The sequence below is a fragment of the Treponema sp. Marseille-Q3903 genome, assembly GCF_014334335.1.
GTDB lineage: Bacteria > Spirochaetota > Spirochaetia > Treponematales > Treponemataceae > Treponema_D.
The window spans coordinates 61,188-82,650 of sequence record NZ_JACSEU010000003.1 but is presented as its reverse complement, the minus strand read 5'-3'; the positions used below and the strand labels follow the sequence as shown (position 1 = coordinate 82,650).

Sequence of the window (21,463 nt, the reverse complement as noted above, 5' to 3'; positions counted from 1 at the left end):
AAAAACTTTACGAAATTTACGATTTTTTCAAAAGTTATAATTGAAATATACAGCCTTATCGTTGCAGAGAATATAACAAAAATATAATAATTATGTTAAATCCTAGCCTTGCGGAGAAGCATTGTGCGATTTTTTTATGATATACCGTTGAACTATGCCGCTTCCCTGCGAAATTAAAATTGCGCAGAACATGACAACGCAGCCAAGTATCTCGCGTGCTGTCAAAGTCTCGTGAAGCAAAATCGCAGCAGATAACACGGCAAAGACAGATTCCGTGCACATTATCAAAGAGGCAATCGTCGCTTCACAATGTTTTTGGCCGACAACCTGAAACGTGTATGCAATTCCGCAGCTCATAATTCCGGCATACAAAAGCGATCCTGAAGCAGTTTTTATTGAGTGCCATTCAGGTTTTTCAAAAATAAACATCAAAACAAGCGAGATAATTCCTGCAACAAAAAACTGAACGCATGAAAGTTTAATCCCGTCGCAATGCTCTCCAAATCTTTCGATTGCAAGAATCTGACAGCTGAACAGCAATGCGCTTATGAGAGCCAAAACATCGCCTCGGTTTAAATCTGTGAACCCTGCTCCTTTTGGAAAACTCAAAAAGTAAATTCCAAGAAATCCAAAGCCAATGCAAATCCAAGTTATCAGCGGAATGCGTTTTTTAAAAAAAAGACCAATCAGCGGAACAAAAAACATGTACATCGAAGTGAGAAACGCAATCTTGCCTGCCGTTGAATAATTAAAAGCAAACTGCTGAATGTTTGTTGCAGCGCATAGAAAAAATCCTAAAATAATTCCGTATTTTACAGTCTTCTTGCCCTGAATTTTACGACCTTCAAGCTGTTTTTCTGTCATTGTGCAAGCGGAAAGTTTATCACGCACAATTATAAAAGGAAGCAAAACCATCGCTCCCATTAAAGTGCGAATTCCCATAAAAGTAAAAGCTTGAACAGATTCCGCTCCTACACTCTGCGAAACAAAAGAACTTCCCCAGATGACAGCGGTAATCAATAAAATGAAAACCCCTTTTAGAGATGTTTGAGATTTAGTCATGGTCAAAATATACAAGTTAATTTGATGTCGGGCAAGCAGCCGTCTATTGCCGATTTTTTGCTGCGTCTTTATTTTTCAAAATATTCAAAAGCGTCTATTATATCAAGGTAAACGCCGTCAAAGCCTGCCGCAACAATCTTTTCAAGGTAATCAAAGACAATTTTTTGCCATTCAAAATCCCAGTATTTTACTTTGTAGTTTCCTTCAAGTTGAGGATTCTCTCCTGCCCAATCCAAATTCAGTTCACAGAGCCAAAAAGGAGCTTGTTTTGTAAGGACACCGTTTGAAGTAACCCAAGATGTCTTCCAATAATCGCGATACGCTTCGGCTTCTCCAATGCTTAAGTAAGCTATCACGAGCCTTTTGCCACCGGAAGCCTTTTTTTTCAACGAATCTATCTGTGAAAAAGAATATGTGATGCCTGCCGCAGCGTCGATAAAAGGGTCGATAATTAAAATATCATAATCAGTTTTTTGCAGTGCAGAGACTACATTTTTTCCGCAGGAATCGCCTTTCATATAATTTTCTGCGTTCAATAAAAAAAGGAAATTTTTCGCATCGGTCAGTTTATTTATATCTTTCTGATTGCTTTTATTCGGATAATATTGACGAAGCAGGCTGAACTTTGAATCAAGCTCAGGAATTAAATTCAGATTTTTATAAGGTGCGGCAAATCCGATAAACCCTTCCCTATCATTTTTTGTGTACGAATCCACAATCCCCCAAGTGCTTCCCGCATAATCGGCAGAAATAACAGCAATACCCTCTTTTTGATACGGTTTTATAAGTTTTAGAAAATAATCAGTATACTCGGATTCCGTATCATCTTTATTTTTTGTATCAAATATTGAAGAAGAATAAAACATATCTTCTCGCCCAATTCCGTCGATTGCCTTAAGATAAGTTTTGTCAAAATCGGCAAGCTCTTCGTCTGTCGGATTATCCCATTGATTAAAGCAGTTTTTGTCCCACGCAACTTCTGTCCCGTTTTGCGGAATTATATTAAAAGCCCGATTTTTATTCTTAGCAAAATCGGAAATCTTTTCTACAAAGAGCCTCATCTCCGCACGATAATTGATTTCGGATTTATCGGAAGAACTTTGATTGCTTTTGCAGCAGCAAACTATGCAACATACGAAAACTACACAAGCTGAAAAGAACAGAATATTAAAAATCTTTAATCTCATGACAATTCCTACACCTTTATTTTAATAAAAATATGAGATTACTTCTATTCTTTTCTATAAACACGGAGTTTCATTTTCTAAACTTTCAAAACATTGACAAAACCTTTGCATAATATTATTTTGACTTATCTTTTTATAACTATGAAATATTTAAGACAATTTTTAATTATAATTACAATCTCTCTGATTGGAGAAATTCTCAAAGAACTGATTCCTGTCTCTATCCCTGCAAGCATCTACGGAATGCTGATTTTGTTTGTGTGTCTGATGACAGGATTCATTAAAATTGAACACGTAAAAGACGTCGGAAAATTTTTAATTGAAATAATGCCGATTATGTTTATTCCGGCGGGAGTCGGCTTGATGTCTTCTTGGGACGTTCTTCGTCCGGCTTTGATTCCAATCATCATAATCACTGTTGTAACAATTATTACAGTTATGGCGGCAACAGGGCTCGTTTCGCAAAGCATTATCCGCTTTAGAAAGTCAAAAAAATCAGATTCAGAGGAGCCAAAAGATGAATGATTTTTTTACACAGTCGGCATTTATAGGAGTTGCACTGAGCATCCTCTCGTACGAAATAGGAAATCTGCTCAAGCGCTATCTAAAACTCGCAATTTTAAATCCGCTTTTGATTTCTATCGCAGTGACGATTTTATTCCTTATATTTTCAAAAACCGATTACAAAACGTATGAAGCAGGCGCAAAATATCTGAGCTGGTTTTTAACACCTGCAACAGTTTGTCTGGCAATCCCCCTTTACGAACAAATTCATTTGCTTCAAAAAAATTGGAAAGCAGTGATATTCGGCATAATATCGGGTGTGCTCACAAGCCTTTTTACGATTTTTATACTTTCAAAAATTATGGGTCTTTCTCACTCTCAGTACGTCACTCTGCTTCCAAAATCGATTACAACAGCAATAGGAATGGATGTCAGCAAAGAGCTCGGAGGCCACGTTACAATCACAGTTGCAGTGATTGTGATTACAGGCGTACTCGGAAATATATTCGGCGAAACAATCTGCAAAATATTTAGAATAACGGAACCGATTTCAAAAGGGCTGGCACTCGGTGCTGCAAGTCATGCAATCGGGACAGCAAAGGCAATGGAAATGGGAGAGATAGAAGGAGCGATGAGTAGCCTTTCTATCGTAGTTACAGGAATTTTTACAGTAGCAGGAAGTTCCATGTTTGCAAAATTTTTGTAAGTGAATTGAAAACCTTAAGCTCCACGTGACAAATATTCTGTAATATTCGACTCAAAAAGAATTCTATAAGCAGCAGCGCTTTCTTTATCTTGCCTACAAGGGAGAAAATTTTACATAGTTTAAATGGCATGTTATAATTTGCGGTATTATCTGCGTGAGGAGAAAAGATGAAAAAATTTTATCGTTTTTTAACTGTTCTGGTAGCCGTTGCCTCTATCGGCGTTTTTGGCTGTCATCACTCCTTTCAGGAAGAAACTCCTGAAAAAGCAAAAACCGGTTACGGCAATTTGACCGTCAAATTCAGCGGTACGCCGGAAGAAGGCTCTGCACTGGAAAACTGTTCAATAACTGTCAGCGGATTCGAAATGGCCGACATTTGTTTATCTGACGCAACAGGGCTCGCGAGCGGAGTTGCCATGGAACGAATTCCAGTTGGCAAAAATCGCGTCGTTCTCGTCCGTGCAAAAAAGACGATTAAAAGCGTTCTTGAAAACCTTGACGGCACAACTCTATACGCTGTTGCCGATATAAACGACGGCGAGACAACAACAGTTACTGTAGGATATGCTTCATCTGCCGTCGGCTCTGTCTTTTACGAACTTATACAGAAAAAGTTTGACGTTTCTTCTTTGACAGTAGACGAGGTAAAGAGCCATCTACCATCCGGCGTAAAACCGGGATTGATAAACACAAAAGCCCTCGCCGAAGATATCAAAAATAAGACGATACAACCTCAAGCGTCATACAAATTAAACGGCGGCACTGTGAGTTTTACCTCGATGTCTACACTTTCCGACGTAAGCATACACGTAAACGACGGAGCTTCGGGAAAACTTACAGGAATGACATCAGGCTCGCCGGCTACAATCTCAGGAGTTGCCCCCGGCACGTGGACTTTTTACATAATTCAAAACAACTCAATCCTGTATGACAAGCAAATCTCAGTCAGCGAAGGGCAATCTGTGGACGTGGGAAGCATTTCGCTGAAAACGCCAAATCCGCGCCTTGAAAATGCGGATGGCAGCGAACTTACTTATTTTGGGCTTATCACAGGAGAACATAAAACTGTATACTTAAACTGCCGCACTGTTGACGGCGAAACACCTCTCGATGCCGACATCTACTACACTCTTGACGGCTCTGCACCGACTGACACAAGCACAAAATACACAACTGCAGGAATCACCGTTTCTATCGGCACAAAATTAAAAGCGTTTGCACTCAAACCAGGTTTAGTGCAATCTGATATTTTGGAATGCGAATTTGTCCTTGCAGGTTTGGGAAAAATGCATCCTACAAGCGGCGCATTCAGTCCAGCCGGAGAAGAAAATTGGAAAAATGAGAGTTGGGAACTCGGTGCGCATATTTCAGGCGACGAGACGACTTTCGCACTTTATTCTGCAAATGCTTCTAAAATTCTCCTTGAAATTTATGAAAATGCGTACGGAAGCAATGCGAAATATGACTATTGGATGCAGAAAGGCACTGACGATATTTGGCGTGCAAAAATCAAATCTGCTCCGAAAGGAACAATTTACGCATTCCGCTGTTGGGGACCGAACTGGACGTTCAATGAGAATTGGGCACGCGGAGGAAGCGACAAAGGATTTATAAGCGATGTCGACGCTGACGGAAACCGTTTTAACCCGAACAAAGTGCTCTTTGACCCATATACGCGCGAAATGACGCATGACAAATCAAATCCGATCGCACTTGGAAGCGGACAAGACAACAAGATGTACGGCACAGGCAGTGATAATTATAAAAGCATGCCGCGCCGCAATTTTGACACCGGCAAATATGCTCCAAAAGGATATGTCATACAGGACAATACTTCTTTTGGCACTAAACCTAATATCCCTCAAGAAAAAGCATTGATTTATGAAGCGCACGTGCGCGGTATCACAAAACACCCTTCATCTGCAAATCTTAATACAATTTTGAGCGGGTTTGACGGATTCGGCTCTGTTTCCAACATTCCTGAAGACAAACGAGGAACTTATGCGGGTGCAGCATTGCTGATTCCGTATCTTAAAGGGCTTGGAATCAACACGATAGAGCTTTTGCCTGTTCACGAAACAGACAACGATGCAAATCCGGATGATGCGCCCGGCGGAAATTTCTGGGGCTACATGACTTACGGATTTTTTGCGCCTGACCGCCGCTATTCAAGCGATAAGAGTGCAGGCGGTCCTACAAAAGAGTTTAAGGAGATGGTAAGCAAATTCCATGAAGCCGGAATGGAAGTCTACCTTGACGTTGTATATAACCATACAGGCGAAGGCGGACTATGGGGTACGGGCAAATTTGATACTGTTGAGTTGACCTTTATGCACGGCATCGATAACAGCACGTATTACAGCCTGACTACCGATAAAAAATCATATTGGGAGTCTACCGGCTGCGGTAATAATATGCAGTGCGATAATTCGGTTGTACAAAAATTTATTTTGGACTCGCTCTCATATTGGATTAAAGACATGGGTGTCGACGGATTCCGCTTTGACCTTGCAACCGTGCTGGGACGCGAAAAGAATTCCGCCGGAGACTGGGTTTACAATCAAAATTCTGACACGCTTAAAAAGATAGTCCAGCTCGGCAATGAGAACTATGTAGAGATGATTGCCGAAAGCTGGGATTGCGGCAGTGATTCCTACCAAGTCGGAAACTTCCCGCAAGGATGGGGAGGCTGGAACGGACGATACCGCGATGAAATCAGAAGCTACATCGGAACGGGAAGTCGCGGAAAAGCAAACGACTTTATCTACGGAGATTACGACCATTTTAATAATGAAGGCGGTCCTCATAAATCCGTAAACTTTATTGTTGCGCATGACGGTTTTACTCTTGCCGACTTGTGCAGTTATCAGGGTGCGGGAAACTATCAGAATGATAAAGTAAACTGGCCGTTCGGTCCGAGCGACGGCGGCAACGGCGACACAAACACGTTAGGATTCGGCACAGAGCAAAAAGACAAGCGTCAGGCTGCACGCAATTATATCGCCGTTCAGATGATGAGCCGCGGCGTTCCGATGATTGTCTACGGCGATGAGTTCGGACGCACGCAGAACGGCAACAACAATCCGTATAATATCGACAGCGTTGCAACGTGGAACAACTACAACATGATAAATACAGCTTCTCCGCACGTGATTGCAACCGGCGGCACGGGCGAGACGTATCACAACAACTTCGGCACATTCGGCAATACAAAAAACAAAAACGGCAACTTTGAATTTGCCAAATATATGATGAAGCTGCGCGCAAGCGAACCGGCACTCAATCAAACTGATTACAATGTTACTTACGAGTTTAAGAAAGAAAACGGAACGGACAATCTATCCGACGGCGACCGATGTGTTTGGCTTCGCATAAAAGGAAGCTCGATTTTAGAAGGAAGCGACTACCTCGTGTTTATGAATATGTACACGACAAACGTGAACTATGCAATCCCGACTGAAAGCGGATATTCATGGGTGCGCTTGGCCGATACGGCAAACTGGGCAGAAACAGACTTCAACTGTTGGAATTTGGACAAAGGAGCTTCTATTTCCGGAAGTTACAGCGTAGCTCCTTGGTCTGTTGTTATTCTAAAACGAGTTTTAACATCTTCTCTACCGGAACAGATAGCGGCCCCAGTCATCAGCGGAAACACACCGTTTGCCTCAACAACGAGCGTAACAATTACGTGTGCAACAACCGGTGCGGAAATCTATTATACGACCGACGGAACAGACCCGACTTCCTCAAGTCAAAAATATAATTCACCAATTCCGCTGTCGGAAAGTAAAACTATAAAAGCCGTTTCAAAAAAAGACGGACGATACTCAGATATTACAACAAAATCATTTGTAAAAGGCACAGTTGCCCAAGTTCCAAAAGGCGGCGTCATGATTCAAGCGTTTAACTGGGCGAGCGCACCGCGAGGAAACTCTTCTCAATGGAACAAATGGTACAATGTAATAAATAGTAACGCTTCCGCTATAAAAGATAAGTTTGCCTACGCGTGGTTCCCGCCGCCGGGTAAGAGTTCTTCAGATTCATCTGAAGGCTACGCTCCTACGGAAATCAATGACTTGAACAACTATTACGGAACGGAAGCGGAACTTAAAGCTGCAATAACATCGTTAAGTCCTTGCAAAGCGATTGCCGACATCGTTGTAAACCACCGCGGCGGTACAACTTCGTGGGGTGATTTTACAAATCCAGATTGGGGCGTTGTAAAAGGCGTAAACTATAAAGCAATCTGCTCGGATGACGAAGGATTTACAAGCGAGCCCCTCCTTATGGGTCAAGTTCCCAATGAAATGCGAGGCGCACCTGACACCGGAGAATCATATGGAGCTTCCCGCGACCTTGACCATACAAACCCCGCAGTTCAGCAAGGCATCACAACATGGATGAACGCCATTTTACGACAGGCAGGATTTTACGGTTGGCGTTACGACTTTGTAAAAGGGTTTGACGGAAAATACGTCGGACAATACAACAGAGATACGCTTGCCGAATTCTCCGTAGGCGAATACTGGCCTACAGCCGGATTCAGTGCTTCAGATCCCGGTGCTTGGGGTAATGCGATAAAGAACTGGGTAGAAAAGACGGAAGAAGGCGGCTCTCGTTCTCGAGCATTCGATTTTGCGCTCAAGGGAATTATGAACAACGTTTTCGGCTCAGGAAACAGCTCCAGCCCTAATGCAGCAAATATTCCCAACGGGAATTACGGTTTGCTTGCAGATCAGGCAAGTTTAATGAAGAGTCAGCCTAATGATGCCGTAACGTTTGTAGACAATCACGATACCGGCTCCACACAAAAGCATTGGTTCCTTGACCCAGCTGATGTCGGAACGGCTTACTCCTTTATTTTGACGCATCCGGGCTTTCCTTGCGTTGCATGGCAGCATTACTTTACGGCAGCGGAAAGCGGTCATGCGGGAGATTTGCAGTACATCGGAGACACGACAGTTCCCGGCACAAGCAAAACTTATCGGCAACACATCGATTATCTTATAGACTTGCGTAAAACGTGTGGAATAGAATACGACAGCCCTCTTGAAGTGCTCAAAGCCGAAAATTCCGTGTATGCGGCAAAAATCTCCGGCAAAAGCGGAGAGCTTGTGGTCGTGATCGGAACCGAAGGAGTATATGCTCCTTCCGGCGTCGGCTACGATAATAACCATGCAGTCTACGGCGGAACAAATTTTACAATTTGGCATAAAGGCGAGGACGGTACATACGGTGCCGGAACTCCGGCAACTTATACTGTTACAGGAATGCCAAATTACTGGGGAGATGCCGGTGCTAAGCAGTATGTTTGGATTTTCAACGGAACTGACGGTGACCACTGGGTTAAAGCAAATTTTGATTCCGGGACAAACACTTTGACATTCTCTACTGTATGGAATTTTACCAAGCTAATTACAGTGCGAATGAATCCAAGTCGTCCTGATCTTCCGAGTTGGGATGCAAAGTGGAATAAATCTAAAGACCTTTTGCTCAGCGGAAATACTGCGGTATATCAAGAAGAAACGCCGTAATTATAAATGCAGTCTATATATAGCCGTGCAAGTTTCTCGCACGGCTATTTTTATTTCTCCTCATCTGCTCATTTTACCTCACCTACCCGCCATCGTAAAAAGTTCAATAACAATTGTTTCGTCTTTATCTATGATAACCTTATGCTTATTAAAATTACCGGGAACGCTTTTTGACCTGTAATTGCTAAAGCCAAACGGTTCTTTTGGAATTCCCATAAAACCGCTGTTGATGATGCCGTCACCATTTAAATCTTGGAATACACAAAAAGCATATTCGCCGTCGGGTAATTCAAGGGCAGTTTCGATTTCTGTTGAAGTCGGAACCAATTCCAGTTTCATAAAAGGGCTTTTTGTTTTGAAACTCTCTTCACAATCATGAACGCTCACGATTACCTTTCCGCAATTATCACATTCGCCGCTTTCAGAAACGACAGACTTTATTTTTAATTTTATATTATGCGCAAACGCAATCGATAAAATAAAAAATTCAAAAAATAATACCGTTATCTTCTTTTTCATAAACTTTTCCTTATTTTAATAATTCTTAAACAGACATTGCTCAAGCATTCGTTTTCCAATAATCGTCAAGGCTTTATGAGGGCATGAATTTACACAGCGGTAGCAAATCGTGCAATTATTCCCGATCAAAACTGCTTTTCCATTTTCGATGCGAATTGACTTTGTTGGGCACTGTTTTTCGCACAATGCACAGCCCGTGCACTTTTCAACGTCAGTTCGCAAATTTTTTCTGTGTTTTTCTGCCTCACGTAAAAACCATAGGCGCTGCCCGAATAGCCCTGCAATGTGATTATAAAAATGAAGTCCTTCTTGAGGATATTTTTTTGAATTGATTAAATCGGCAGTTTTTCTAATTTTTTCCTCTGTATTTTTTATTATATTTTTATTTTCCTGCGGTGATTTTTTGAGCAGTCCAACGTCTCCAATCACATCCGGCATTTTTAGATGGACTCCACCCAAAATTTCAGCACCATATTTTTTTAACAGCCGAGCAGAGCACCCAGTCCCATCTCCGCTAAAAAGCCCCATAGTCGCAATCAAAAAAACTTTTTTCCCTCTAAAGACCTTAGAATTATTGTTGATAAAATCCCTTACAATAAAAGGAATATTGCTGAAATGCACAGGATATGCAAAACAAAAAAAATCAGATTTCTTTATCGCTTGGATCGCACCTTCATCTTCAATGGAAAAAACGCTTTCGTTTCCCGTCAACTTTGAAAATTCTTTTGCACAATGCTTTGTATTTCCGTTTCCGCTAAAATAAATTATTTTCATTGTCCTATTCCTTTTAATTCTTTGCATTCGTACAATGAAATAAAATCGCAAATTTTCTCTTTCCAATTTTTGTCATAAGTTACGTTTTTCATTGTTGCCAAAGAAGTTAACCCATGAATATAAGCCCAAAGAGAGATGACAATATCGTTTTGCTTGTTTTCAGCGCATCTGTTTGTCTTTAAAATGCTCAAGACAAGATTTTTGAAGATTTCGTATGGCTTATAATTTGTTCCAGATGGCGCCACATTTCGTAAATCAAGAGAGATATTTGCATGTCCAAAAAGAAAATTGTAATAATTCGGATTATCAACAAAAAAATTAAAATACGTTTCACCAAGTTTTAATAGCGGATTTTCAGAGCCGGAAATTTCTTTGAGTGCTTTTTCAAGGCTTTCAGAAAACAATTCTGTGATATATTCCTGCATAGCTTTTAAAAGTTCGTCCTTATTTTTAAAATGGCTGTAAGGCGCCCCATGGGAAACTTTACATTCTGCCGCAACTTTTCTTAACGAACAAGACAGAATCCCGTCACGTGCAACTAAAGAAATTCCAGCTTCTAACAATTCACTTCTTAAATCTTCATGATGATAAGTATCCATAAATATTTGCTCCAAAAGTTTTAATCTTTATACTGTAAAGATACATCATTAACTAGACACTGTCAATATGTATTTTTTTTGTCGTTTGCGTGAAGAATCTACTTTGAAAATTCGCATTGCGTGGCGACATAATACGCAAATTACTTGAAACATTTCTAAAATTATGTATAAATGCACTGATTGAGGTTTAAATGAATATCAAAATTAAACGGATATGTATGTCACTTTTTGGGGTTATTATCTGTGCCATAAGCGTAGGTATATTCAAGATTGCGGCACTTGGCGTTGACCCGTTTCAATCTCTGATGGCAGGGCTCGACAAGTTGATTCCTATTCGGTTTGGAACTTTATATGTGATTGTAAACGCAATCTTGCTGATTTTTAGCCTCATCGTCGATAGGCACAACATCGGAATTGCAACTTTTATCAATCTGTTTTTACTTGGCTACATCACAGAATTTACTCACAATTATTTGCAGACAGTAATTGCTGAACCTTCCATTTTTGTGCGCATTATCTGTTTGATTGTAGGAATCGTGGTCATCTGTTTCGGCTCTGCTTTTTACATGACTGCTGACCTCGGAGTTTCTACTTACGATGCCGTTGCGATTGTGATGTCTAACAAATGGAAATGGGGCAAGTTTAAATACGTCAGAATTGCAACAGATTTTGTCTGCGTGTTTCTTGGCATTATTTGCTTTATTTTGGGCGGCGGAAAAATTTCTGCAATTCCAACGATTGTCGGAGCAGGAACAATCATAACAGCTTTTTTTATGGGACCACTGATTGATTTTTTCAACAACAAAGTTGCAATCCCAATATTAAACGGCAAGAGAAAAATCTCCTAAGAGAAAAGCGCTCTCGAGCAAATAAAAATCTGTGCAAATAAAAAAATTGTCGCATTCTGTTTATTTTATTAAATTTGAGGGTGTATGATATATAAAGATATGAGTTTTGACGGGGAGAGAGCTTTGTACGGGGTAAAAAATGCTGTAATAAAAAATTGCCGCATTGATGGTCCTGTAGACGGAGAATCTTTTGCAAAACAGACACAAAACCTTGATGTTTCAGATTGCTTTTTTAATTTGCGTTATCCGTTTTGGCATCTGACCGACGGAAACATTTCAAATTGCGAGATGACGGAATTTTGCCGAGCCGCATTTTGGTATGACAAAAATATTACGATTGACAACTGTAAGATGATGGGAATCAAAGCGCTCCGTGAATGCGATAACGTTACCATAAAAAATTCAGTGGTGAAATCTCCCGAATTCATCTGGAAAGTGCGGAACATCAACGTTTCAAAAGTAGAGATTCTCGACTCGGAATATCCGTTTTTTGAAGTTGAAAATGCCAAAATCGATAAACTTAAAATGAAGGGAAAATATTCTTTTCAATATTGCAATAATATAGAAATCGCCGATTCTAATTTTGACACGAAAGACGCTTTCTGGCATTCTAAAAACGTAACAGTCCGAGACAGCTTAATTAACGGCGAATACCTTGCGTGGTATTCGGAAAACCTTACATTGATAAATTGCAAAATCATCGGAACTCAGCCGTTTTGCTATTGCAAAAATCTCAGAATCATAAACTGCACTATGGAAAACTGCGATTTAGCGTTTGAAAATTCTTCCGTTTATGCAGATGTTCACAGCAAAATTGACAGCATAAAAAATCCTTTATCAGGTGAAATAAAAGCTCCCGAAATTGGAGAGGTTATACTCGATGCAGAAAGGGTGCCCGTAACAGAATGCAAAATAATTGAAGGCGATTAAAGATTAAATTGCCTCATTAAATCTTTGCCTCCATCAAAACTGTATTTGTTCCCGAATCCTATATGTAATGCGTCTTCTGCCAACTTGTATTTTTGGTTTCACTTTTTACATCAATTACGGTCAACTTTACAATTGGCCAGGAAGAACCAACTTTTCTTTATAAGGAAAACTTGATTCATATTCTGCAAAGTCGGTTTGATTCTCAGCGGCTACACAATATCCTTTCGGAGAATGATAGGTTGCGCCAGAAACTCCATTTTTTTTAAAGTAATCAGGAATGATTTCCAATGCAAGAAAGTATGGAACTTCCGCTTCTTTTGGCTCCCCATGATAGTGAATATTAAACTTACTCGCAATGCAAAAGCCGAGATGACGATAAAAATCAATATTCCCTTCTATACAGACAAAACCGATTCCCATTTTCCTAGCTTTTTCGAGAGAATATTTTAAAAGTTCCAAACCGTAGCCTTTCCGTCTGTAATCTGGATGTATACTTATAGGTCCGAAAGTCCATGCGGGAATCTTTCTCCCATTATCAAAAGTCAACGCTGCTTTTGAATACATTACATACCCAATAATTTTCCCATTCTTTTCCATAACTAAAGAAAGTTCTGAAATAAAATCGGGATTGTTTCTATAGCAGTGAAGAATATAATGCTCATTGCAACCGGGTCTATACACATTCCAAAAAGCATCTCTTGTCAAATTCTCAACGACAGCATAATCTTTTGGTTCTTCTACACGAATTATATAATCTGTTTCCAATAATTTCTCCCAATTATGATTCCTTTTTACAAAACTTGTCAGACAAAAACCCCTGAAGGCTCTAGTTGAAACTTCAAGGGAATGTGGAGAGTGTTTTTTATGTTAAGCTTTAGCTTTGCGTTCTTCCAATTCTTTGTGAATTTCCGGAAGTTTTTTATCAAGGTTACAGAATGCAAGACATATCATACTGATTGCGAACAGCACGATAGGAACTACAGTAAATATAACTTTAATTCCGGCATTTGTAGATGCAGACTGTGCCGCTCCAAGAGCTCCGTCGTAGTGAGCCCACGCAAGTCCCCAACCAACAAGCGCAGAACCGAGTCCTGCTCCGACTTTCATGCCGAACGATGCAGCCGAATTTGTAAGCCCGTCGATACGAATTCCCGTCTTCCATTCGCCGTAGTCAACAATTCGGTATATATCCGCTTGCTTTATTTTATACAATCCTCCGCTGCCGGACGTTGACAGAGTTTTATCATTTTGATATTATAAGTCTACATTTGCGGATGTCATATAACGGCTTATTATCTCAGCCTTCCAAGCTGATGACGAGGGTTCGACTCCCTTCATCCGCTCTTTTCAAAACCCATCGTTCAGATGGGCTTTTTTTTGCTCGAATTATAATCAGTCCCCGCTCATTTAAAAACTTATTCAAAACTTACAGCAAAAAAAATTATTCTATTGAATCAACATCTCATTTATCATTATATTGAATGCATGAAAGAAATAAAAACTCCAAGATGGAATCTAGATTCGCTCTACCCTTCTCTAGATTCTAAAGAATACAAAAACGACATTGCAGAGCTTGAGAAAACTTTTCTCGCAGTTCAAAAACATTTAGATTCAGATAAAACTGATTTTTCAACGTGGCTCAATTCTTACCTCGACCTTTTGAATAAAGAATCTTATTTGCGTAAAACTCTGGGAGCGTACGCTTACATCGTCTATTCAACAGATACGACAAATCCCGTCTATATGAACAATCTCAACCTGATAGATAAGTACGACACGCAGGCAAAGCAACTTGAAATTAAATTCTCAACGATTTTAGCAGACAACAAAGACAACTTAGATGATTTTTATAAAAAGTTTCCAAAAAGAACAGAATATAAATATATCCTAAACGAGATTATCGAAGGAAAATCACACCAGATGAGCAATGCGGAAGAGGAACTGGCTTCAAAGATGTCTCACAGCGGGGCAAATGCGTGGAGCCTTCTTCAAGGGCAGATTATAAGCAACCTTCATGACGAGAACGGAAAAACTTTCAACGAACTCCGAAACGACGCAAATGATTCCGACCCAAACCTCCGTAAATCTTCTTGGGAAAAAGAAGTTTCATTGCTCGAACAAAATAAAATTGCATTCGGAGCCGCTCTGAACAATCTTAAGGCTGAAAAAATCACTCTAAATGAAAAACGCAGATGGAAAGAAGCGATAGACAATGCGCTTTTCAATTCCCGACTTTCCAAAGAAACTCTCGATGCACTTATCGGTGCGATAGAAGATTCACTTCCGATGTGGCGTAGATACTTTCATGCAAAAGCCGCAATTCTTCGGGCAGGAGACTCTACTGCAAGCAAGACAGCAGGAACTAAAGAACAAAAGGGCATCGCTTTTTACGATCTGTTTGCACCAATAAATCCGCCACGTACTTCAAAACAAAACTCAACTTCCCAAGTCGCAAACGAATCGATTTTTGAAAAAAAATGGACTTTTGAACAGGCAACCGAATGCATATTAAAAGAATTCTACTCGTTCAGCAAAAATATGGGTGACTTTGTAAAGTATGCAATCGAAAATCAATGGATAGATGCTGAAGTCAGAGCAGGAAAAGTCGGCGGTGCCTATGATGAAGATTTCCCAAAAGGGCACCAAAGCAGAATACTTTCAAATTTTACAGGCGTATTCAGCGACATAATCACGCTCGCTCATGAGCTTGGGCATGCGTTCCACTTTTCGTGCATGAAAGATAAAGACCCTGTGTTCTATAACTATCCTATGACGCTTGCCGAAACAGCATCAACTTTTGCAGAGACAATCGTCAAACAAGATATGATTAAAAATAGCACAGGCTTTGACCACATGCAGATTCTTGATCTTGATTTAACTGACGCAAGCCAGATTTTAGTCGATATTTTGTGTCGTTTTTATTTTGAAGAATCAGTATTCCAAGCGCGCAAAACAAATGAACTCACAGCAGATGATTTTTGCAAACTTATGAGTGAAGCACAAGAAAAAAGCTACGGAGACGGGTTGAATGAAGAGCGTCATCAATATATGTGGGCTGTAAAAGGGCATTATTATATTCCAGAACTCGATTTCTATAATTTTCCTTATGCATTCGGGCAATTATTCGCCGCAAGTCTTTATCAGCGTGCAAAGAAAGAAGGACAAGATTTTTCTAAAACTTATGAAATTTTGCTTAGCGAAACGGGCAGCATGTCGTGTGAAGACTTGTGCAAAAGAGCCGGATTTGATATTACATCGAAAGAATTTTGGAAATCAGGGATTGAAATGTACGCAAAAGAAGTTGAAGAATACTGTAAATATTCAGATGCAACTAACTGAAATCACTTTTAATTTATCAGACAACTTTTCTGTTGTATCTCATATCGCTTAACTGATAAACAGTTATAAAAGCCTGTGGGTCTGCTTGCTGAAGATAAGACATAAGTTTTTGGTATCCGGATTTATCTACAATTGTGATGATTTCAAGATGTTTGCTGTCTCGTCGGGCACTGTATGATTCATAAAGAGTCGCCCCGCTTTTCAGATTTTCAATTATGAATTTTCGAATCTCTTTTTCTTTTTCGGATACAATGCAGACTCTTCTCTTTAAATTTCTATTGAAGATAAATCTGTCAAGCACAACTCCGTTCAGATAAGTTCCAAGCACGCTCAACACAACAGTTTTTGTGTCATACGCAAATACGGAAGATAAAGCAATCGCCATCCCTGATACAGACATTGCGTATCCGAGATTCATGTGAAGATATTTGTTTAAAACCTTTGCAATAATATCAAGTCCGCCTGACGATGCGTTCATATTAAACAAAATTGTAAGTCCGATGCTGACAACAAAAATATAGCACACGACATCAAGAGTAGCATCTCCCGTCAGTGAAGTATAATTTGGAAGAAGTTTTTCAAACATCCACAGAAAAAAAGGATGCAAAAGCGTCGTATAGACGGTTTTTATACCAAACTCGTTTCCACAAGTTATAAAACCAATGATAAGAAGACTTACATTCAATATCAATGTCAAAGTTGCGATGGAAAGTGGAATAAACTTTGAAAGGACAATACTCAATCCTGAAATACTGCTGACAGCCGCATGGCTTGGAATAAGAAAGAAGAATACGGCAACCGCTATGATAAAAGTCGCAAATGTCATTTCAACAATTTCAAAAAAGATTTTCTTTTTGCTCATTTTATTATAAAATCTCGTTTAAAAAATAAAAGGACTCCTAAAAAGAAGTCCCGTTTAAGTGGGCAGTGAGAGGATCGAACTCCCGACATTCTGGGTGTAAACCAGACGCTCGTACCAGCTGAGCTAACTGCCCGATATATGTTATTATTTATAACAGAATTACAATTTTATGTCAACATTCCTACAAAAGAATTTTATATTTTTTTCAAAGTAAAGTTATTTTTTTTAAATTCCACATATAAACAAAGATTGACGGGGAACATTGCATATCTTGCTGCCAAACTTCAAAAGTTCAAAGTCGAATAAGAATAACGGAAATGCTCAAAAGTAAGGCAGAATCTAACGTTGTAAAAACAATAAAAACAAAATAAAATGGCTATATGAACAGTAAAGCTATTTCAAATCATCCAATATTTGCAGGAATAGATAAAAAAGATTTTCCGCGCGCACTTGAACTTTTAAATTGCAACGAAAAAATATTAAAAAAAAACGAAACGATTTTTCATTCCGGCACTGTAACTGAGACGCTCGGCTTTATCATTTTTGGACGTGTCCAGATTGAAAACACTGATTTTTGGGGAAACAAAACTATCATCGATAATCTTGGAGAGGGAAACGTCTTTGGAGAAACTTACGCTCTTACAGGAAAACCTTTGATGGTTGACGTCGTCGCTGTTGAAGAATCAAAAATAATGTTTTTCTATCCAAAAAAACTTTTTGAAGTTGCAAATGAAAAAATAAATTCGGTGATAATAAGAAATTTTTTAAATATTTCGATGAATAAAAACCTACATCTTTCGCAGCGCATATTCTATACGAATTCCAAGACAATACGAGGAAGGCTTCTTTCTTATTTTTCTTCCTGTGCTTCCCCATCAGCACCAAATGCGGAATTCGACATCCCTTTTGACAGGCAACAACTTTCAGATTATTTGCAAGTAGACCGTTCAGCCCTCAGCTCGGAACTGAGCAAAATGAAAGCTGACGGTCTTATAGATTACTGGAAAAATCATTTTAGACTTTTACATCGGGATTAGTTTCTCCAAATTTTTCCATCAATTCAGAACCGATTTTTTCTCGGTCTATTCCTGCTTTTTCACGGCTTTTTATATGCTTGTATGCCTTGAATAAAGTTGACGGTCCGATTTCAGAAGCAAAAAATCCTATTCCCTGATTCCATGCCAAAAGCTCAAAAACATCATCAAAAGCGGCGCTGTCAAGACCATGTATATATGCTTTTACAAGTTCCCTAGTAGCTTGTCTCATTCTTCCCGCTCCAACAGCGTTTGTAAGCGACAGAAGAAGCCTTGTTTCGTAAGGGAGAAAACGTTTTTTGTCATTCCATGTAACATCCCAGAAATTTACAGCGATATTTCCCAATTCCTCGTCTATCAAAGGAAAATTCAACAACGCTGCCGGGCGGAAAGGAATCTCCATTCCCTTTTCATCGATTTTAGTTCGATAAAAATATACGTGCCATTCATTTTCGTCAGTTTGCTTTGTAAGGCGCTCAAACCCAAGCCCGTCCATAACTTCGTAAAGCGGAAGCGGCTCAAATTTTTGGACAATCTCTATTCCCTCTCCAACCTCCATTTTTGAAACCTGATCCCGCAATGATGGAAAGAAGTTTCCTTGAGCATTGCGAAGGTCCATTTTTTTGAAAGATGAGATTTTATCTTGCCAAGAGATGTCTGCGTTGCCGGAGTTTTTAGAATCCATCTCAGAAATCAGTTTTTCTATTCCCGAAATCAACTCTGCTTCCGGCATGCCACTCCTTTCAATCATATCTTGAACAGTCGCTTTTGGAATCATGATGTTTCCCATTGGAGTTGAAAGCATTTTAAATTTAGGGTTTACTTCCCTAAGCCTGTTGCGTAAATCCGGATACGTCTTGATTAAATCTGAAAGTTTTGTCTGTTTGCTTATCTGAATTGTGCTCATATATACCTCCTGAATAAGTTAGTGATAACTTACACTATTTTCAAATTTATTTATGTTGTTTTTACAACAATTAGTTTTTTCCATTTTTTATTTTATTAAGGATTAAAAAATCTCGATACACATCGATTTTGAATTGACTTTTGTTAGTTAATAAATAATTGAACGCAAAAAAAAGCCGGTTCTTATTTTTTTTAAGAACCGGCAACTCTATGGCTACTTTTTTTATTCTACAGGATTTAATGTTGGAACAATTTCTTTTCCTTCTGAATCCCAGAAAGCAACTTTTCTTATTGTAATAACATCTCCTTGTCCACATCCTTCTCCGGCAATAGCAAAAACAGCAAAAGCTTTGCTATTTGGATTAACCAAATCATACGTAATTTTTTCGAAATCAGTTTTAAATGGTGTTAACTTTGGATTCGAGTCTTTTGCCTTGTCATCAATTTGCAATAATTTGAGTTTACCCTTATTTTTATTTGACTTTGCTTCAAGTGTTATTTTAGCAACTTTTGTCATATTGTAAGAAACGTGTGGATCGCTTGGACCAAGAGCTGAATTATTGCACAATCCAAATCCCCACCAGCCTTTATTACCTACAGTAATTTCCAAACCGGTAGCTTTTGCATCAAGGTCACAGGTTGCTGCCCAAATTTGGAAATCTGTACCTTCGAATTTAGACCAGAAACCAGTACCGGAAGGAGTTTCGCTGCCGCCGTTGTTTCCACCGTTGTTGTTTCCACCGCCGTTGTCTCCACCGTTGTTGTTTCCACCGCCGTTGTTTCCACCGTTGTTGTTTCCACCGCCGTTGTCTCCACCGTTGTTGTTTCCACCGCCGTTGTTTCCACCGTTGTTGTTTCCACCGTTGTTGTTTCCGCCGTTGTTGTCGTCTACTTCAGTTCCGCCACCGTTATCTGTATTATCAGGAGTCTCATGCGAACAACTAACCATAGATAATACTGCAAAAAACATTCCGCATAATGCGATAATTCTAAACATTTTTTTCATAAAAACCTCCTAAGTTTTTTTTGTTTTTCTATTTTATTCTTAGTCCAAACTGGCTAAAAAGAAAGTCCTGCATTTTTTATTAAAGTGTTATTTTTTCTGTTATTGGTAGACTCGAACATAATCTACATACATGTGCCAAGGAAGATTTGTAAAAGTACTCTTGTTTTTATTTTTAACAAAATTTCCACCGGCTGCAAAATTCAAGATTAAGAAAAAATCTTTTTTGAACGCTTTTATTCCAGGGTTATCTGTTATTGTAAATGACATTGTCTGAATATCGTCAACATAGAAATCCATTGAACTATCTGTCCAATCTACTCTATACACATGCCATTCATTTACATTGATTGGGTTACTATTTATTACGCTATCCCAATTTCCGTTTGCAGTTCCATACTCTGCATGCTGATATCCACTGTTATTTGTGTCGCTTTTAACATTCCAATGGAGAGTATTATAAACAAAGTTATCCCTGTTCGCATGTTCCATAATGTCAATTTCACCACATGAAGGCCAGCCAACAGAAGTCTGATTTGCTCCCAACATCCAAAATGCCGGCCATGAACCAACCTCGCTGCTTGCTTTTATTCTTGCCTCTATTCTTCCGTACTTTATAATCTTTTTTCCGTCTGTTTTCATTCTTGTTGAAGTCAAATCAGGCTTAACAATAATGTCCAATACGCCTCCATGAACAGTTGCATTTGCACCATTTGTGTAGTTTTGTAATTCTTGATTACCCCAACCCCAAGCTCCTGTTTCAAAAGTCCAGTTCTCCGATTTTACGGAATCGCCTTCAAATTCGTCGCTCCAAACAAGGGTCTTGTAGTCACCCTCACCGGAACCAGTTAGATTCTTTTTAGAAGTGCCGACACTTTTACCATCAGTAGCGCCTTTGACAACTGTATCTATTGTATTCCCTCCTGTATTTCCTCCATTTTGAGAACCATTATTATCATTACCTCCTGAATCTTCAGACCCTCCTGTTTTTTTACTTAACAGATTCGTAATATCCACATCTTTTCCATCTTTATCTAAGAATGCGATCTCACGCACTTGAATTGACGAATCCTTTTTTGCGGAGTCGCTACAAATTTTAAGCGTAAAAGCTCGTGTAATATTATTTATCTGAGCCGACGATCCAACAGAGATTGAAAAAGATACCCAATCTGAAATTTTTATGTTTGCTTTAAGATTTGATTCCTTGACAACATCACTGCCTGAATATACAAGCATTTTTATGTCGCCAGACTTAACCGAATCTGACTTTATTTGGAATTTAATCTTTGCCACTTTTCTAAAGTCAAAAGATCCGCTTTTTACCCATAAAGGAATATCTGCTAATGAAAACGAACCTTCACCATCTTCTTTTAGAGAAGCCGTAACTTGCGAACTTTCAATTTTAAGCCTAATATTATTCATTCCCCTGATAAGAAATTTATATTCTTCTGTACTTTTTGAAGTTCCAAACGTATTTTCGGAATCCGAAAATAAACCATATCCATTTTTAGTCTTATCATCAGAACCATTCATTTTACAAGAAAATGAAAAAACCGATGTAAAAAGCACAAAAATGCCAATTGATGATTTTACAATCTTTTTTAGTTTCATAAAAAAAATCTCCATATTTTTATTTTTAATTATTTTCTCTGCCTG

The 21,463-nt window shown here is 39.1% G+C and carries 18 protein-coding genes and 2 tRNA genes; 8 read left to right on the top strand and 12 right to left on the bottom strand.

The window, feature by feature from the left end; genetic code table 11:
- Window positions 1-102: 102 nt before the first annotated feature.
- Together H9I37_RS11115 and H9I37_RS11110 are read right to left on the bottom strand one after the other, a co-directional pair.
- Window positions 103-1,062, bottom strand: a complete 960-nt coding sequence (locus H9I37_RS11115) for a DMT family transporter (RefSeq protein ID WP_187382793.1) — start codon at window positions 1,060-1,062, stop codon at window positions 103-105.
- A gap of 68 nt (window positions 1,063-1,130) precedes the next feature.
- Window positions 1,131-2,249 carry an endo alpha-1,4 polygalactosaminidase gene (locus tag H9I37_RS11110; RefSeq protein WP_187382792.1) on the bottom strand — a complete coding sequence of 373 codons (1,119 nt, stop codon included), beginning with the start codon at window positions 2,247-2,249 and terminating at the stop codon, window positions 1,131-1,133.
- A 141-nt stretch (window positions 2,250-2,390) separates the two neighbouring features.
- On the opposite strand from H9I37_RS11110, the gene H9I37_RS11105 reads away from it, so the two are divergent.
- The 3 genes from H9I37_RS11105 (at window position 2,391) to H9I37_RS11095 (ending at window position 8,993) form a co-directional block, all read left to right on the top strand.
- Window positions 2,391-2,774 carry a CidA/LrgA family protein gene (locus tag H9I37_RS11105; RefSeq protein WP_187382791.1) on the top strand — a complete coding sequence of 128 codons (384 nt, stop codon included), beginning with the start codon at window positions 2,391-2,393 and terminating at the stop codon, window positions 2,772-2,774.
- Complete coding sequence (locus H9I37_RS11100) at window positions 2,767-3,459, top strand: LrgB family protein (RefSeq protein WP_187382790.1); 693 nt, start codon at window positions 2,767-2,769, stop codon at window positions 3,457-3,459. The genes H9I37_RS11105 and H9I37_RS11100 overlap by 8 nt, the downstream gene beginning before the upstream one ends.
- A 167-nt stretch (window positions 3,460-3,626) precedes the next feature.
- Window positions 3,627-8,993, top strand: a complete 5,367-nt coding sequence (locus tag H9I37_RS11095; protein WP_187382789.1) for a chitobiase/beta-hexosaminidase C-terminal domain-containing protein — start codon at window positions 3,627-3,629, stop codon at window positions 8,991-8,993.
- A 78-nt stretch (window positions 8,994-9,071) separates the two neighbouring features.
- Here the strand turns inward: H9I37_RS11095 and H9I37_RS11090 are convergent, their stop codons facing one another.
- Genes H9I37_RS11090 through H9I37_RS11080 form a run of 3 tightly spaced genes read right to left on the bottom strand, consistent with a single transcriptional unit; the run spans window position 9,072 to window position 10,885 of the window.
- A complete protein-coding gene (locus tag H9I37_RS11090) occupies window positions 9,072-9,512 on the bottom strand; it encodes a DUF2141 domain-containing protein (protein ID WP_187382788.1) in 441 nt (146 codons plus the stop codon).
- 15 nt (window positions 9,513-9,527) lie between these two features.
- Window positions 9,528-10,286 carry an EFR1 family ferrodoxin gene (locus H9I37_RS11085; protein ID WP_187382787.1) on the bottom strand — a complete coding sequence of 253 codons (759 nt, stop codon included), beginning with the start codon at window positions 10,284-10,286 and terminating at the stop codon, window positions 9,528-9,530.
- Window positions 10,283-10,885, bottom strand: a complete 603-nt coding sequence (locus H9I37_RS11080; RefSeq protein WP_187382786.1) for a TetR/AcrR family transcriptional regulator — start codon at window positions 10,883-10,885, stop codon at window positions 10,283-10,285. The genes H9I37_RS11085 and H9I37_RS11080 overlap by 4 nt, the downstream gene beginning before the upstream one ends.
- 191 nt (window positions 10,886-11,076) lie before the next feature.
- Between H9I37_RS11080 and H9I37_RS11075 the strand changes: the two genes are divergently transcribed.
- Entirely contained in the window at window positions 11,077-11,733 is a 657-nt protein-coding gene (locus H9I37_RS11075; protein WP_187382785.1) for a YczE/YyaS/YitT family protein, read from the top strand.
- An 84-nt stretch (window positions 11,734-11,817) separates the two neighbouring features.
- Window positions 11,818-12,663 (top strand): DUF3737 family protein, encoded by an 846-nt coding sequence (locus H9I37_RS11070; RefSeq protein WP_187382784.1) that lies wholly within the window; start codon window positions 11,818-11,820, stop codon window positions 12,661-12,663.
- A gap of 126 nt (window positions 12,664-12,789) precedes the next feature.
- On the opposite strand, the gene H9I37_RS11065 is transcribed toward H9I37_RS11070, so the two are convergent.
- Both H9I37_RS11065 and H9I37_RS11060 read right to left on the bottom strand, forming a co-directional pair.
- A complete protein-coding gene (locus H9I37_RS11065; RefSeq protein WP_187382783.1) occupies window positions 12,790-13,428 on the bottom strand; it encodes a GNAT family N-acetyltransferase in 639 nt (212 codons plus the stop codon).
- Between the two features lie 102 nt (window positions 13,429-13,530).
- A complete protein-coding gene (locus H9I37_RS11060) occupies window positions 13,531-13,875 on the bottom strand; it encodes an MFS transporter (protein WP_222864242.1) in 345 nt (114 codons plus the stop codon).
- Window positions 13,876-13,933: 58 nt separating this feature from the next.
- On the opposite strand from H9I37_RS11060, the gene H9I37_RS11055 reads away from it, so the two are divergent.
- A tRNA-Gly gene (locus H9I37_RS11055) sits at window positions 13,934-14,006 on the top strand.
- A gap of 142 nt (window positions 14,007-14,148) precedes the next feature.
- Complete coding sequence (locus H9I37_RS11050; protein WP_187382782.1) at window positions 14,149-16,002, top strand: M3 family oligoendopeptidase; 1,854 nt, start codon at window positions 14,149-14,151, stop codon at window positions 16,000-16,002.
- A 16-nt stretch (window positions 16,003-16,018) separates the two neighbouring features.
- On the opposite strand, the gene H9I37_RS11045 is transcribed toward H9I37_RS11050, so the two are convergent.
- Window positions 16,019-16,864: a YitT family protein gene (locus H9I37_RS11045; RefSeq protein WP_187382781.1), complete on the bottom strand. Its 846-nt coding sequence runs from the start codon at window positions 16,862-16,864 to the stop codon at window positions 16,019-16,021.
- Window positions 16,865-16,923: 59 nt separating this feature from the next.
- Window positions 16,924-16,997, bottom strand: a tRNA-Val gene (locus H9I37_RS11040).
- Window positions 16,998-17,244: 247 nt separating this feature from the next.
- Between H9I37_RS11040 and H9I37_RS11035 the strand changes: the two genes are divergently transcribed.
- A complete protein-coding gene (locus H9I37_RS11035; RefSeq protein WP_187382780.1) occupies window positions 17,245-17,901 on the top strand; it encodes a Crp/Fnr family transcriptional regulator in 657 nt (218 codons plus the stop codon).
- Here the strand turns inward: H9I37_RS11035 and H9I37_RS11030 are convergent.
- The 3 genes from H9I37_RS11030 to H9I37_RS11020 form a co-directional block, all read right to left on the bottom strand.
- Entirely contained in the window at window positions 17,879-18,805 is a 927-nt protein-coding gene (locus H9I37_RS11030) for a DUF2249 domain-containing protein (protein WP_255422579.1), read from the bottom strand. The genes H9I37_RS11035 and H9I37_RS11030 overlap by 23 nt on opposite strands.
- Window positions 18,806-19,027: 222 nt before the next feature.
- Entirely contained in the window at window positions 19,028-19,810 is a 783-nt protein-coding gene (locus H9I37_RS11025) for a hypothetical protein (RefSeq protein WP_187382779.1), read from the bottom strand.
- A 99-nt stretch (window positions 19,811-19,909) separates the two neighbouring features.
- Window positions 19,910-21,418: a glycoside hydrolase family 16 protein gene (locus H9I37_RS11020; protein WP_187382778.1), complete on the bottom strand. Its 1,509-nt coding sequence runs from the start codon at window positions 21,416-21,418 to the stop codon at window positions 19,910-19,912.
- Window positions 21,419-21,463: the final 45 nt, after the last annotated feature.